The organism is Curtobacterium sp. MCPF17_002, assembly GCF_003234115.2.
Lineage (GTDB): Bacteria > Actinomycetota > Actinomycetes > Actinomycetales > Microbacteriaceae > Curtobacterium.
In genome coordinates this window covers 2,164,072-2,178,248 of sequence record NZ_CP126251.1, presented here as the reverse complement: position 1 = coordinate 2,178,248, position 14,177 = coordinate 2,164,072, and the positions used below count along the sequence as shown (strand labels likewise).

Sequence of the window (14,177 nt, the reverse complement as noted above, 5' to 3'; positions counted from 1 at the left end):
CGGGGCCGACGCGTGGTGCGCCGGCCGGTCGGGTCCGGTCCGCTTCAGTGCCCGTGCGCGATCGCGCCACGCGGCCAGCGGCGCGGTGCGTACTCGGAGTCGTGTGCCGTCATCGCTGCCACCTCCTGCGTCCGGCCGGTCGTGCAGGACCGGTGCGAGCGACGCTACGGGCGAGGTGTTTCCGCCGCGTTTCGACCGGGAAACACCCTCGAAACCATCCGCGGCTAGCGTCCTCGCCATGTCCGGACCAGTTCTCGCCCCGTTCCCCACCGAGCTCCGTGTCGGCGTTCCCGACTGGCTGCGGGGCGCCCAGGCCGCGGCTCCCGCGCACCTGCCGACCCGGGCGGGTCGGTTCGCCCTCGTGACCGAGTTGGCCACCCGGAACGTCGAGGAGGGCACCGGCGGTCCGTTCGCGGCGGTGGTCGTCGACGAGGAGTCCGCCGAGGTGGTGTCGATCGGCACGAACCTCGTCCTGCACTCGAACGTCGCGTCGATGCACGCCGAGGTCGTCACCCTCGGTCTGGCGCACGCGAGGACCGGCGCCTGGAACCTCGGGCGTGACGTCGGGCGGCGCCGGACCCTCGTGGTGAACGCGCAGCCGTGCGTGATGTGCCTGGGTGCGCTCCTCTGGTCGGGGGTGTCCGCGGTGGAGTTCGGCGCCGACTGCGCCACGGTCGAGCGCATCACCGGGTTCGACGAGGGGCCCGTGCCCGGCGACTGGCAGGAGCAGCTCCGCGCACGGGGCATCGACGTCCACCAGGAGCACGACGTGGGTGCGGAGCACGCCCTGCACCGTTTCCGTGAGCTCGTCGAGGCCGGGACCACCGCGCGCTACAACGGCGACGGCGCCTGACGCGCGCGTCGCTCAGCGCAGGACACGGCGGGTCCGCCGCCACCACCACTTCACGTGCATGGACAGTGTCGTCACCCCGGTGCGCTCGGCCTCGAGCCATTCTTCGACCGTGGCGCCCTCGACCCACGCGATGATGACGGCGTCATCGTGGTCGTCGCCGTCGATCACGAACTGTGGTCGGTCCGGCAGCGGTGCGAACAGTGGCATCAGGCATCCTCGGGGTCGGGGTCGCGGTCGGGGTCGGGGTCGCGATCGGGCGGAGCGTGGCGGCGGAGCGCCCGGACCGCCAGGTTCTGGTCCGCTTTCGAGGCCCACCGTACGGTCATCATCCGCTCGAGCACAGTTCTCGAGATGTCGTATTCCGCTTGGGATCGGCGAGCACGTATCGCCCAGGTCAAGCGCTTCCACGCCTGATCACGATCGGCAGTCCGGCGGTTCTGGAAGGCGCCGAACCAGCTGACGACCGCGGCGGCGATCGCCGCGGCAGCGGCGATGAGGGCCGTGATCAGTGCTGTCTCCATCACCCCACCCTGACGCCGTGGACGCGGCCCGACGACGGCGTCGGCCGATCTGTGGACGGCGACCCGCGCCTCCAGGCTGGGGAGGAACCGACCACGCAGGACGGGGGAGCAGACTGGCACCGTGCCCAACCCGCCCCGCCTGAGCGACCTCGCCGGCTCCCCGGCCGTCGAGGCCGGAACCCTCCGATCGCGCGGCCGGCGCTTCGCCGAGCTCCTCGCGATCGCCCGCCGCCACGAGCTGCTGCCGTTCCGTCGGCTCGACTTCTCGCACGACCCGGAGCGGTCCGCACTCCGCACCCGGCAGGCGGACCACCTCCGACGGGCGCTCGAGGAGGCCGGCGGCGGGTTCGTGAAGATGGGCCAGTTGCTCTCGACCCGTGACGACCTGCTGCCCGAGGAGTGGACCGAGGGGCTCGCGCACCTGCAGCGGAGCGTCCGTCCGGCGCCGCCGGACGAGGTCGCAGCGCTCCTCGAGCGGGAGCTCGGCGCTCCTGTCGACGAGGTCTTCCGGACGTTCGACCCCGTGCCCGTGGCGGCCGCCTCGATCGCCCAGGTCCACCGCGCACGCCTGCAGGACGGCACCGAGGTGGCGGTGAAGGTGCAGCGCCCCGGCATCGACCAGGCGGTGCGCCGTGACGTCGACATCGCGCTCCGGGTGGTCCGGTTCATGGCGCGGTGGTCGGCCGAGGCACGGCAGGTCGGGGTGCAGGACGTCGCCGCGCAGTACGCGGCGGACCTCGTCCGCCAGGTGGACTTCAACTCGGAGATGCGGAACCTGGCGGCGCTCCGCGCGGCCCAGGCTCGGAGCGCCAGCCCGGACGAGGTCGTCTTCCCGACGCCGCACGAGGAGCTCTCCGGGCGCCGGGTCATGGTGATGGAGTTCCTCGAGGGCGACACCCTGAGCGCCCTGCGCGCCGAGCGGTCCGACCGCGACCTCGACGAGCCGATGCGGGCGATCCTGCGGACGTTCCTCCGCCAGGTGGTCTTCGACGGGATCTACCACGCCGACCTGCACCCGGGGAACGTGATCCTGCTGCCGGACGGCCGACCGGCGCTCATCGACTTCGGGTCCGTCGGCCGGCTCGACCCCGGGCTGCGGGACATCGTGCAGGAGCTCCTGGCGGCGTACCTGCAGGACGACACCGCGCGGATCGCCGACGCCGTGCTGCGGATGGCACCGGTGCGCGACCCGCAGGACGAACCGGACTTCCGCCGGGACATCGCACGGTTCGTCGCGGACGAGCTCGGGCCGGGCGCGCGCATCGGCGTCGAGACCGTGGACGATGCCGTCGAGGTCTTCGGGCGCTACCGGCTCAAGGCGCCGCCGGACTTCGTCGCCGCGGCCCGGGCCCTCGCGATCTTCGAGGGCACGCTCCGCACGCTCGCACCGTCCTTCGACCTGCTCGAGGAGTCCCGCGGACTCGCACGCGACCAGATCCGAGACCAGCTGCGTCCGGGGAAGATCCGGGACGTCGCGGTCCGTGAGCTCCTCGGCGTGGTGTCAGCGGCCCGGCGGCTCCCGCGGCGCGTCGACCGCATCGGCGAGGCGATCGAGACCGGCAGGCTGTCGGTGAACATCCGGCTCTTCGCCGACCGGCGGGACCGCCGCACGCTCGACGCGGTCATCCGCCGCGTGCTGCTGGTCCTGCTCGGCTCCGGGGCCGGCATCCTCTCGATCGTCTACCTGGCGCTGCCGGCCCGTCCCACCGCCGTCCTCTCCACCGGGGTCGCCGGGGCGCTCCTCGGGGGAGCGGCCGTCGTGCTGCTCGGGTGGGCGGCGATCGAAGCGGCACTCGCGCGGAGGCGTGGATGAGCGGTCCGCTACACTCGTCCGGGGCGTTCACGCCCGCAGACCTTCACAACACACGACCGAACGGGACACCGAAGACTCATGGCCAGTACCACTGACATCAAGAACGGCGCCGTTCTCATCATCGACGGGCAGCTCTGGTCGGTCGTCGAGTTCCAGCACGTCAAGCCGGGCAAGGGCGGCGCGTTCGTCCGCACCAAGCTCAAGAACGTCGTGTCGGGCAAGGTCGTCGACCGCACCTTCAACGCCGGTGCGAAGATCGAGACCGCGACCGTCGACCGCCGCGACTACCAGTACCTCTACGAGGACGGCGACTCGTACGTGTTCATGGACACCGACACCTACGACCAGATCCCGGTCCCCGCGACGGTCGTCGGCGACGCGAAGAACTTCCTCCTCGAGTCGGCGATGGTCACCATCGCGATCAACGAGGGCACGCCGCTCTACATCGAGCTCCCGACGTCGATCGTCACCGAGATCGAAACCGAGCCCGGCCTGCAGGGCGACCGCTCCTCGGGCGGCACCAAGCCCGCGACGATCAAGGCGACCGGTTACCAGATCCAGGTGCCGCTGTACCTCGAGACCGACACGCTGGTGAAGATCGACACGCGCGACGGCAACTTCCTCGGCCGCGTCAACTCCTAGGCGCTGACCGGATGAGTGCTCGTTCCAAGGCCCGCAAGCGCGCCCTCGACATGTTGTACGTGGCCGAGGTGCGGGAACTCCCGATCTCGGACGTCCTCGCCACCGAGACCGTCCGCCACCTGGACCAGCCGGAGCGCGCCTCCAGCTGGGACTACGCGCGGCAGATCGTGAACGGCGTCGACGAGGACCGTGCGGAGATCGACAAGGTCATCGTCGAGCACGCGCAGGGCTGGTCCATCGCCCGCATGCCCGTGCTCGACCGGTGCATCCTCCGCATGGGTGTCTGGGAACTGCGGTTCAACGCCGAGGTGCCGGACGCCGTCGCCATCGCCGAGGCCGTCGAGCTCGCGCAGTCGCTCTCGACCGAGGAATCGGCCGGGTTCGTCAACGGCGTGCTCGGTGCGGTCGCCGGCGGACGCGGCCCGGGCCAGAAGGCCGGCAGCGCCGACCGTGCCGGCAGCGCCGACCGGGCCGACAGCGCCGAACCGTCCGGTCGGACGGTCGCAGGGGACCAGGAGTCCCGGTAGGGTTGACCACGTCAGCATCCTTTAAGTCCGTCCGGTGAGGCGGGGAAGGAGGTCGGCGTGGGTACCAGAACGGTCCTGCAGCACTCCGACATCACGCGTGCTCTGACACGCATCGCGCACGAGATCCTCGAGGCCAACCACGGTTCCTCGGACCTCGTGCTCCTGGGCATCCCGACACGGGGTGCCGTCCTGGCCGAGCGGCTCGACCGCGTCCTGGCCGACATCGAGCCCGAGTGGACGACCGACGGCGCGCGGCGGGTCGGCACGCTCGACGTCACGATGCACCGCGACGACCTCGGTCACGGCATCGGCCGGGCACCGCAGCGGACGACGATCCCGGCGGGCGGCATCGACGGCAAGGTCGTCGTGCTCGTCGACGACGTCCTGTACTCCGGCCGCACCGTCCGGGCAGCGCTCGACGCGCTGCAGGGCATCGGCCGGCCGCGTGCGGTCCGCCTCGCGGTCCTCGTCGACCGGGGCCACCGCGAGCTCCCGATCCGCGCGGACCACGTCGGCAAGAACCTGCCGACGGCGTCCGACGAGCGGGTCACGCTGCGCCTGACCGAGACCGACGGCGTCGACGAGGTCGTCATCGAGCAGAGCGAGACGCAGGGGGTCGCGTCGTGAAGCACCTGCTCTCCACCGCCGACCTCTCCCGAGACGAGGCGATCCACATCCTCGACGTCGCGGAGGAGATGGCCGAGGTGAACACGCGAGAGGTCCGGAAGCTCCCGGCGCTCCGCGGCAAGACCGTCGTGAACCTCTTCTTCGAGGACTCCACCCGCACCCGGATCTCGTTCGAGGCCGCCGCGAAGCGCCTCTCGGCCGACGTCCTCAACTTCGCCGCGAAGGGCTCGAGCGTCTCCAAGGGCGAGTCCCTCAAGGACACCGTGCAGACCCTCGGCGCGATGGGCATCGACGGCATCGTGATGCGCCACGGCGCGTCGGGTGCCCCGCGGGTCCTCGCCGACGCGGACTGGATCGACGTGCCCGTGGTGAACGCGGGCGACGGCACGCACGAGCACCCCACGCAGGCGCTCCTCGACGCGTTCACGATGCGCCGGCGGCTGCACGGTGCGGGGAGCCGCGGGCAGGCGCTCGACGGCGTCCGCGTGCTCATCGTCGGCGACGTCCTGCACAGCCGCGTCGCACGCAGCAACGCCTGGCTCCTCCGGACCCTCGGCGCGAGCGTCACCTTCGCCGCCCCGCCGACGCTGCTGCCCGCCACGGCCTCGCCGTTCGGTGCCGCGGTGCACCACGACCTCGACGCCGCGCTGGCCGAGGACCCGGACGTCGTGATGACCCTCCGGATCCAGCAGGAGCGCATGAACGACGCGTTCTTCCCCAACCCCCGCGAGTACACCCGGCACTGGGGGCTCACCGCGAGCCGGTTCGCCCGGCTGTCGGAGCGGACGCTGATCATGCACCCCGGTCCGATGAACCGCGGGCTCGAGATCGCCGGCGTCGCCGCCGACGACCCCCGTTCGACGGTGGTCGAGCAGGTCGAGAACGGCGTCTCGGTCCGGATGGCGGTCCTCTACCTCGCCCTGACGGGCAGCGAGGCCACCCACCCACACGCAGCAGGAACAGCCGCAGCCGGCGCCGCCCCGGCGGCAGCCGCAGCAGCAGCACCGAAGGAGACCGTCGCATGACCGCCCACCTCATCCGCGGCGCGCAGCTGATCGACGGCACGCGTGCCGACATCCTCCTGGAGGGACGGCGCGTCTCCGCGGTCGGGTCCAGTCTCGACGCGGCCGGCGCCACGGTCGTCGACGCCGACGGACTCATCGCCCTCCCTGGCCTCGTGGACCTCCACACCCACCTGCGCGAGCCCGGTCACGAGGAGTCGGAGACCGTCCTCACCGGCTCGCGTGCCGCGGCCGCCGGCGGCTTCACCGCCGTGAACGCGATGGCGAACTCCAGCCCGGTCGCGGACACCGCGGGCGTCGTCGAGCAGGTGCAGGCGCTCGGCGACGACGCCGGCTACGTCACGGTGCGCCCGATCGGCGCGGTCTCGCAGGGGCTGCAGGGCACGCACCTGTCCGAGATCGGTGCGATGGCGACCTCGCGCGCGAAGGTCCGGGTGTTCTCGGACGACGGCTCGTGCGTGTCGGACCCGCTCCTCATGCGCCGGGCGCTCGAGTACATCAAGGGCTTCGGCGGGGTGCTCGCGCAGCACGCGCAGGAGCCCCGGCTGACGATCGGCGCGCAGATGAACGAGGGCCGGCTGTCGTCGGAACTCGGACTCGCGGGCTGGCCGGCCGTCGCCGAAGAGGCGATCATCGCCCGCGACGTCCTGCTCGCCGACCACGTCGGGGCCCGGCTGCACGTCTGCCACGTCTCGACCGCCGGCAGCGTCGAGGTGATCCGCTGGGCGAAGTCCCGCGGCATCGACGTCACGGCCGAGGTCACGCCGCACCACCTGATCCTCACCGAGGACCTCATCGCCGGTCACGAGGGCGCCGCGGGGTACGACGCCCGGTACAAGGTGAACCCGCCGCTCCGCTCCCGCGAGGACGTCGACGCGCTCCGCGGTGCGCTGGCCGACGGGACGATCGACATCGTCGCGACCGACCACGCCCCGCACACCGCCGAGGCGAAGTGCTGCGAGTGGCCCGCGGCCGCGAACGGCATGGTCGGCCTCGAGTCGGCGCTCAGCGTCGTGCAGGCCGCCGTGGTCGAGAGCGGGCAGCTCGACTGGGCCGACGTCGCCCGGGTGCTCTCCGAGGCGCCGGCGACGATCGGGCAGGTCGAGGGCCACGGCCAGCGGATCGCCGAGGGCGCACCGGCCGAGATCACCCTGTACGACCCGTCAGCGAGCCGTGAGTACGCGGTCACCGACCTCGCCGGGCAGTCGCAGAACTCGCCGTACCTCGGCATGCGGCTCCCCGGACGCGTCGTCGCGACGTTCCACCACGGGTACCCGACGCTCCTCGACGGACGGCTCGTCGATGCCGACGCCGTGGCGGCGCACGCCCGTGCGACCCGGATCGGGGCCACGGCATGAGCGGTGACGGGCTGCGCTGGCTCGAGGGCGGGATCATCCTCGCCCTCGTCGTCGCCCTGTTCGTCGCCATGGTGCGCACCTGGCGGACGCGGGCCGGCAAGCAGGCGGAAGCCGTGCCTCCAGTCAGTGTGCCGACCGACCTGTCACCGTCGGCCGGTTCCTGGGACGGGTTCACCGTCGCGACGACCCGCGCTGACCAGCCGCTCGAGCGGATCACGGCGGGCGGTCTCGGGTTCCGGGGCCGCGGCGGCGTGACCGTCCACGAGACCGGCGTGGTCCTGCACCACGCGGGGACCGCCGACCGGTGGATCGCCGCCGACGACGTCCGCGGCGCCGACCGCGCCACGTGGGCCATCGACCGTGTGGTCGAGCCCGGGGGACTGGTCCGACTGCGATGGACGGCGACCGGCGCCGCAGGAGCGACGGAACTCGACACCTACTTCCGGTTCCCGGAGGGCGACGCAGCAGCGCTCGTCGCCCTGCAGGGACTGTCGACGAAGCACGAACACCCGCACACCGCGGGCGAAGGGACGAACTGATGACACGCGAACGGGCCGTACTGGTCCTCGAGGACGGCACCCGGTACGACGGCTGGGCCTACGGCGCCCGCGGGCGCACGCTCGGCGAGGTGGTCTTCGCGACCGGCATGACCGGGTACCAGGAGACACTGACCGACCCGTCCTACGCCGGACAGATCGTGGTGCAGACCGCGCCGCACATCGGCAACACGGGTGTGAACGACGAGGACCCCGAGTCCCGTCGCATCTGGGTCGCCGGGTACGTCGTGCGCGACCCCAGCCGCGTGGTGTCGAACCACCGCGCGAACGCCTCGCTCGACGAGCACCTCGTCCGCGACGGCATCGTCGGCATCTCCGGCATCGACACCCGTGCGCTCACCCGCCGGATCCGCGACGCCGGTGCGATGAAGGGCGGCGTGTTCAGCGGCGCGGACGCCGCGCTCCCCGCCGAGTCGCAGCTGGACGCGGTCGTGTCGCAGGCGACGATGGCCGGCGCGAGCTTCTCGGCGGTCGTGTCCACCCCGGAGACCTACGTCGTCCCCGCCGTCGGCGAGCAGATCGGCACCCTGGCCGTGCTCGACCTCGGCGTGAAGGCCTCGACCACCCGGTACCTCGCCGCCCGCGGCTTCGAGGTGCACGTGGTGCCGCAGGACATCTCCGCCCCGGAGCTGGAAGCCCTCGCACCGGACGCCCTGTTCTACTCGAACGGCCCCGGCGACCCCGCCGCGTCGGACGCGCAGGTCGAACTGCTGCAGGACAGCCTGCGCACCGGCCGGCCGTTCTTCGGGATCTGCTTCGGCAACCAGCTGCTCGGTCGCGCGCTCGGCTTCGGCACCTACAAGCTGCCGTTCGGCCACCGCGGCATCAACCAGCCGGTGCTCGACACCACCACGGGCAAGGTCGAGATCACGAGCCAGAACCACGGCTTCGCGGTCGACGCGCCGCTCGGCGAGGTCCTCGAGTCCCCGGCCGGCTTCGGTCGCGTCGAGGTCTCGCACTACTCGCTCAACGACAACGTGGTGGAGGGCCTCCGCGCCCTCGACGTGCCCGCCTTCAGCGTGCAGTACCACCCCGAGGCCGCTGCGGGTCCGCACGACAGCATGTACCTCTTCGACCGGTTCGCGGACCTTGTGCGCGCGCGACGTGACGGGACGCCGCTCGACGCGGCCACCGCCGACGCCACCACCCCGGCAGCCGACATCACCAAGGAAGCGAACTGATGCCCAAGCGCGCAGACATCAACTCCGTCCTCGTCATCGGCTCCGGCCCGATCGTCATCGGGCAGGCCGCCGAGTTCGACTACTCCGGCACCCAGGCGTGCCGCGTCCTCCGTGCCGAGGGCGTCCGCGTGATCCTCGTCAACCCGAACCCGGCGACGATCATGACCGACCCGGACTTCGCCGACGCGACCTACATCGAGCCGATCACGAGCGCGTCGCTCGAGGAGATCATCAAGATCGAGCAGCCGGACGCCGTGCTGCCGACGCTCGGTGGCCAGACCGCGCTGAACGCCGCCATCAAGCTCGACGCCGAGGGGATCCTCGACAAGTACGGCGTGGAGCTCATCGGCGCGAAGGTCGACGCGATCCAGCGCGGCGAGGACCGCCAGCTCTTCAAGGAGCTCGTGCTCGAGTCCGGCGCCGACGTCGCGCGGAGCCACATCGCGCACACGCTGGAAGAGGCGAAGACGTACGCCGAGGACCTCGGCTACCCGCTCGTCGTCCGCCCGTCCTTCACCATGGGCGGTCTCGGCTCCGGCTTCGCGTACAACGAGGAAGAACTCATCCGCTTCGTCGGCGACGGGCTGCAGTCGAGCCCGACGACGGAGGTCCTGCTCGAGGAGTCGATCCTCGGCTGGAAGGAGTACGAGCTCGAGCTCATGCGGGACAACTACGACAACACCGTCGTGATCTGCTCCATCGAGAACGTCGACCCGGTCGGCGTGCACACCGGCGACTCGATCACGGTGGCACCCGCACTGACGCTGACCGACCGCGAGTACCAGAACATGCGGAACATCGGCATCGACATCATCCGTCGCGTCGGTGTCGACACCGGCGGCTGCAACATCCAGTTCGCCGTCGACCCGGCGAACGGCCGCCTCATCGTCATCGAGATGAACCCGCGGGTGTCCCGCTCGTCGGCCCTCGCGTCGAAGGCGACCGGCTTCCCGATCGCCAAGATCGCCGCGAAGCTCGCGATCGGCTACCGCCTCGACGAGATCGAGAACGACATCACCCGCGTCACCCCGGCGAGCTTCGAGCCGACGCTCGACTACGTCGTCGTGAAGACCCCGCGGTTCGCGTTCGAGAAGTTCCCCGCCGCGGACGCCACCCTCACCACCACCATGAAGAGCGTCGGTGAGGCGATGGCGATCGGCCGCAACTACGCCACCGCCCTGCAGAAGTCCCTGCGTTCGCTCGAGAAGCGCGGGTCGAGCTTCCACTGGGACGTCCCGGCGGACGAGCTCGACAAGGACGCCCTGCTCGCGAAGTCCGCGATCCCGACCGACGGCCGCATCGTCACCGTGCAGCAGGCGCTCGTCGCCGGCGCCACCGCTGCCGAGGTGTTCGAGGCCACGAAGATCGACCCGTGGTTCATCGACCAGATCGTCCTCATCAACGAGGTCGCGGCCGAGGTCCGCGCGGCGGAGACGCTCGACGCGGACACCCTGCGCTGGGCGAAGGAGCACGGCTTCAGCGACATCCAGATCGCCGCGCTGCGGGGGATCGGCGAGCAGGACGCCCGTGACGCCCGGCACGCGCTCGGCATCCGCCCGGTGTTCAAGACCGTCGACACCTGCGCCGGCGAGTTCCCGGCCCTGACGCCGTACCACTACTCGTCGTACGACGCCGAGACCGAGGTCGCCCCGAGCGACCGCAAGAAGGTCGTCATCCTCGGCTCCGGCCCGAACCGCATCGGGCAGGGCGTCGAGTTCGACTACTCCTGCGTGCACGCGTCCTTCGCGCTGAGCGACGCCGGGTTCGAGACGATCATGATCAACTGCAACCCCGAGACGGTCTCCACCGACTACGACACCTCGGACCGCCTGTACTTCGAGCCGCTCACCACCGAGGACGTCCTCGAGGTCATCGAGGCCGAAGCGGCGTCCGGCGAGCTCGTCGGCGTCGTCGTGCAGCTCGGCGGCCAGACCGCCCTCGGGCTCGCGAAGCCGCTCGAGGCCGCGGGCATCCCGATCCTCGGCACCTCGCCGGCAGCGATCGACTCGGCCGAGGAGCGCGGGCAGTTCTCCGCCATCCTCGACCAGGCCGGGCTGCTCGCGCCCCGGAACGGCACCGCGCACGACCTCGCCAGCGCGACCGCCGTCGCCGAGGAGATCGGCTACCCGGTCCTCGTCCGCCCGTCGTTCGTGCTCGGCGGCCGCGGCATGGAGATCGTCTACGACACCGCGACGCTCGTCGACTACTTCGACCGGATGGCCGACCAGGCGATCATCGGCCCGGAGCTCCCGCTGCTGGTCGACCGCTTCCTCGACGACGCGGTGGAGATCGACGTCGACGCGCTCTTCGACGGCGAGCGGCTCTACATCGGCGGCATCATGGAGCACTTGGAAGAGGCGGGCATCCACTCCGGCGACTCGGCCTGCACCCTGCCGCCGGTCGGTCTCGGCCGCGCCGAGATCCAGGGCGTCGTCGACGCGACCGAGAAGATCGCCCGCGGCATCGGCGTGCGCGGCCTGCTCAACGTGCAGTTCGCCATCGGCGCCGGTGTGCTCTACGTCCTCGAGGCGAACCCGCGCGCCAGCCGCACGGTCCCGTTCGTCTCGAAGGCGCTCGGCATCCCGCTCGCGAAGGCCGCGTCCCGCATCATGACCGGCACCACCGTCGACGCACTCGTCGCCGAGGGGCTCCTGCCGGCCCGCGACGGCGCGTTCGTCCCGATGCAGTCGCCCATCGCCGTGAAGGAAGCGGTCCTGCCCTTCCGCCGGTTCCGCACCCGCGAGGGCCAGGTGGTCGACTCGGTGCTCAGCCCCGAGATGCGCTCCACCGGCGAGGTCATGGGCATCGACCGCGACTTCCCCCGCGCGTTCCTCAAGTCTCAGGAGGCCGCGTACGGCGGCCTGCCGACGAGCGGCACCGTGTTCGTGAGCGTCGCCGACACCGACAAGCGCGCCATCGTGCTGCCGGTGCACCGCCTGCAGCAGCTCGGCTTCACGATCACCGCGACCGAGGGCACCGCCGAGGTGCTCCGCCGCAACGGCATCGACGTCACGCTCGTCGGGAAGTACAGCGAGGGTGGCGAGAGCGTCGTCGACCTGCTGACGCGCAACGAGGTCGACATCGTCATCAACACGCCGTCGGGCGCCGCCGGTCGTGCGGACGGGTACGAGATCCGTGCGGCCACGGTCGCGGCGGACAAGCCGCTCTTCACGACCATCGCGCAGCTCGGGGCAGCGGTCGCGGCGATCGAGACGATCGGTTCGCCGCGCAGCGTCCGGAGCCTGCAGGACTACGCGTTGGAGCGTGCGACCTGGTGACGGCCGCTGACGTGCAGACGGTCCGGACTGGAGGCACGGCCTCCTTCGGCGTCCGGCTCGCATCCGCCATCGGGTCGCGTTCCGCCCTCTGCGTCGGCATCGACCCCCACGCCGCCACCCTGGCGGCGTGGGGGCTCGGCCGCGACGAGGCCGGCCTGACGGCCTTCGGAGCGACTCTGGTGGACGCGGCCGCGGGCCGCGCCGCGATCGTGAAGCCGCAGGTCGCCTTCTTCGAGGCCGCGGGGGTCGCGGGCTACCGTGCACTCGACGCGACCATCCGTCGGGCACGTGATGCGGGCCTCCTGGTCGTCGCCGACGTCAAGCGGGGCGACATCGGGACGACGGGGGACGACTACGCGCTCGCGTGGCTGGACCGTGACGGGCCGTTCGCGGCCGACGCGATGACGGTCTCGCCGTACCTCGGGTACGGGTCGCTCGCCGGGACGGTCGCGCTCGCGCGCCGGAATGGTGCCGGTGTCTTCGTGCTGGCAGCGACGAGCAACCCGGAGGCCCGCGTGCTGCAGACCGCGGTCCTCGCCGAGGGCCCGTGGGCCGGACGGTCCGTGGCTGCCGGTATCGTCTTGGACGTGGCAGACGACAACCGGGACCAGTCCCTCGGGGACGTCGGGCTCGTGCTCGGCGCGACCCTCGACCTCGCCGACTTCGGCATCGACGCGGACACGATCGGCTCGGCGCCGGTCCTCGCCCCGGGCTTCGGTGCCCAGGGTGCCCGCATCGAGGACCTCCGTGCGCTGTACGGCGCCCGCGCCGAGCAGGTGCTCGTGAGCGAGTCGCGGGGCCTCCTCGCCGACGGACCCGACGGTGTCGCGGCGCTCGTCGCCGACCGTGCCGAGCGGATCCGGGCCGCGCTGGGGGCCGCCGCGTGAGCGACGACCGCGACGCCCTGCCCGCACACCGCAACCCGCCCGAGGTCGACCGGGTCGCCGCGGCACAGGCCGCCGTGGCAGCACGTCGTGCCCGCGCAGCGGTCAAGGCCGCCGTCGCGTCGGGGGAGCGGTCCGCGCTCGAGGTCGCCCGCACCGCGTGGTCGGACGACGACGCCCCCGCCGAGAAGTCGCTGCGCGTGCGGGACCTGCTCACGAGCCTGCCCGGCATCGGCCCGGCCCGCGCCGAGAGCATCATGGGAGACCTGCGCATCGCACCGTCCAAGCGCCTCGGCGGCCTCGGCACCCGACAGCGCTCGGAGCTCGCCGACTGGCTCGCCGCCAGGGGCCGCAAGCGCGGCACCTCGAAGCTCGTCGTCCTCGCCGGACCCACGGCCGTCGGCAAGGGCACCGTGAGCGCCCACATCCGCGAGCAGTACCCGGACGTCAACCTCAGCGTCTCGGCGACGACCCGGAAGCCCCGCCCCGGCGAGGTCGACGGCGTGCACTACTACTTCGTCGACGACGCCGAGTTCGACCGGATGATCCGTGACCGCGAGCTCCTCGAGTGGGCGACCGTGCACAACTCGTACCGGTACGGCACCCCGCGCCCCCCGATCGACCGCGCGCTCGACGCCGGCGACAAGGTGATGCTCGAGATCGACCTGCAGGGTGCTCGGCAGGTCCGCGACGCGATGCCCGAGGCCGTCCTGGTGTTCCTGCTGCCGCCCTCGTGGGAGGAACTCGTCCGCCGGCTGATCGGCCGCGGCACCGAGTCCGCCGAGGAACAGGCCCGCCGACTCGACACCGCGAAGGTCGAACTCGCCGCCCAGGACGAGTTCGACGTGCGCATCGTGAACTCAGATGTCGGCACGGCGGCACGCGAGGTCGTAGACTTGTTCACTGCGCCCTGA

At 71.8% G+C, this 14,177-nt stretch carries 14 protein-coding genes; 12 read left to right on the top strand and 2 right to left on the bottom strand.

What is annotated here, in order from left to right:
- Positions 1-238: 238 nt before the first annotated feature.
- The gene (locus tag DEJ28_RS10205; protein WP_111114686.1) at positions 239-853 is read left to right on the top strand and encodes a deaminase; all 615 of its coding nucleotides are present in this window, start codon (positions 239-241) and stop codon (positions 851-853) included.
- Between the two features lie 12 nt (positions 854-865).
- On the opposite strand, the gene DEJ28_RS10200 is transcribed toward DEJ28_RS10205, so the two are convergent.
- On the bottom strand, positions 866-1,060 hold the full coding sequence (locus DEJ28_RS10200) for a hypothetical protein (RefSeq protein ID WP_111114685.1): 195 nt from the start codon (positions 1,058-1,060) through the stop codon (positions 866-868).
- Positions 1,060-1,374, bottom strand: a complete 315-nt coding sequence (locus DEJ28_RS10195; protein ID WP_146248804.1) for a hypothetical protein — start codon at positions 1,372-1,374, stop codon at positions 1,060-1,062. The genes DEJ28_RS10200 and DEJ28_RS10195 overlap by 1 nt, the downstream gene beginning before the upstream one ends.
- A gap of 121 nt (positions 1,375-1,495) precedes the next feature.
- Here DEJ28_RS10195 and DEJ28_RS10190 point away from each other — a divergent pair, with 121 nt between their 5' ends.
- From DEJ28_RS10190 to gmk, 11 genes are all read left to right on the top strand, one after another.
- Positions 1,496-3,187 (top strand): ABC1 kinase family protein, encoded by a 1,692-nt coding sequence (locus DEJ28_RS10190; protein WP_111114683.1) that lies wholly within the window; start codon positions 1,496-1,498, stop codon positions 3,185-3,187.
- 78 nt (positions 3,188-3,265) lie between these two features.
- The gene (gene efp, locus DEJ28_RS10185; RefSeq protein WP_111114682.1) at positions 3,266-3,829 is read left to right on the top strand and encodes an elongation factor P; all 564 of its coding nucleotides are present in this window, start codon (positions 3,266-3,268) and stop codon (positions 3,827-3,829) included.
- A gap of 11 nt (positions 3,830-3,840) precedes the next feature.
- Positions 3,841-4,356 (top strand): transcription antitermination factor NusB, encoded by a 516-nt coding sequence (nusB, locus tag DEJ28_RS10180; protein WP_502866925.1) that lies wholly within the window; start codon positions 3,841-3,843, stop codon positions 4,354-4,356.
- Between the two features lie 57 nt (positions 4,357-4,413).
- Entirely contained in the window at positions 4,414-4,983 is a 570-nt protein-coding gene (pyrR, locus tag DEJ28_RS10175; protein ID WP_111114681.1) for a bifunctional pyr operon transcriptional regulator/uracil phosphoribosyltransferase PyrR, read from the top strand.
- Positions 4,980-6,008, top strand: coding sequence for an aspartate carbamoyltransferase catalytic subunit (locus DEJ28_RS10170; protein WP_111114680.1), 1,029 nt, complete (start codon positions 4,980-4,982; stop codon positions 6,006-6,008). The genes pyrR and DEJ28_RS10170 overlap by 4 nt, the downstream gene beginning before the upstream one ends.
- Positions 6,005-7,363 (top strand): dihydroorotase, encoded by a 1,359-nt coding sequence (locus DEJ28_RS10165; RefSeq protein WP_111114679.1) that lies wholly within the window; start codon positions 6,005-6,007, stop codon positions 7,361-7,363. The genes DEJ28_RS10170 and DEJ28_RS10165 overlap by 4 nt, the downstream gene beginning before the upstream one ends.
- The gene (locus DEJ28_RS10160; protein ID WP_111114678.1) at positions 7,360-7,902 is read left to right on the top strand and encodes a PH-like domain-containing protein; all 543 of its coding nucleotides are present in this window, start codon (positions 7,360-7,362) and stop codon (positions 7,900-7,902) included. The genes DEJ28_RS10165 and DEJ28_RS10160 overlap by 4 nt, the downstream gene beginning before the upstream one ends.
- Positions 7,902-9,101, top strand: coding sequence for a glutamine-hydrolyzing carbamoyl-phosphate synthase small subunit (carA, locus tag DEJ28_RS10155; RefSeq protein WP_111114677.1), 1,200 nt, complete (start codon positions 7,902-7,904; stop codon positions 9,099-9,101). Before DEJ28_RS10160 ends, carA begins: the two co-directional genes overlap by 1 nt.
- Complete coding sequence (gene carB, locus DEJ28_RS10150) at positions 9,101-12,379, top strand: carbamoyl-phosphate synthase large subunit (protein ID WP_111114676.1); 3,279 nt, start codon at positions 9,101-9,103, stop codon at positions 12,377-12,379. Before carA ends, carB begins: the two co-directional genes overlap by 1 nt.
- Entirely contained in the window at positions 12,376-13,266 is an 891-nt protein-coding gene (gene pyrF, locus DEJ28_RS10145) for an orotidine-5'-phosphate decarboxylase (RefSeq protein ID WP_111114675.1), read from the top strand. The genes carB and pyrF overlap by 4 nt, the downstream gene beginning before the upstream one ends.
- Positions 13,263-14,177 carry a guanylate kinase gene (gene gmk, locus DEJ28_RS10140; RefSeq protein WP_258367944.1) on the top strand — a complete coding sequence of 305 codons (915 nt, stop codon included), beginning with the start codon at positions 13,263-13,265 and terminating at the stop codon, positions 14,175-14,177. The genes pyrF and gmk overlap by 4 nt, the downstream gene beginning before the upstream one ends.

Excerpts from the sequence above, each read along its gene's own strand:
- DEJ28_RS10205 (WP_111114686.1), top strand. The coding sequence starts at position 239 with ATGTCCGGACCAGTTCTCGCCCCGTTCCCCACCGAGCTCCGTGTCGGC.
- DEJ28_RS10200 (WP_111114685.1), bottom strand. The coding sequence starts at position 1,060 with ATGCCACTGTTCGCACCGCTGCCGGACCGACCACAGTTCGTGATCGAC.
- DEJ28_RS10195 (WP_146248804.1), bottom strand. The coding sequence starts at position 1,374 with ATGGAGACAGCACTGATCACGGCCCTCATCGCCGCTGCCGCGGCGATC.
- efp (WP_111114682.1), top strand. The coding sequence starts at position 3,266 with ATGGCCAGTACCACTGACATCAAGAACGGCGCCGTTCTCATCATCGAC.
- nusB (WP_502866925.1), top strand. The coding sequence starts at position 3,841 with ATGAGTGCTCGTTCCAAGGCCCGCAAGCGCGCCCTCGACATGTTGTAC.
- DEJ28_RS10165 (WP_111114679.1), top strand. The coding sequence starts at position 6,005 with ATGACCGCCCACCTCATCCGCGGCGCGCAGCTGATCGACGGCACGCGT.
- DEJ28_RS10160 (WP_111114678.1), top strand. The coding sequence starts at position 7,360 with ATGAGCGGTGACGGGCTGCGCTGGCTCGAGGGCGGGATCATCCTCGCC.
- carA (WP_111114677.1), top strand. The coding sequence starts at position 7,902 with ATGACACGCGAACGGGCCGTACTGGTCCTCGAGGACGGCACCCGGTAC.
- carB (WP_111114676.1), top strand. The coding sequence starts at position 9,101 with ATGCCCAAGCGCGCAGACATCAACTCCGTCCTCGTCATCGGCTCCGGC.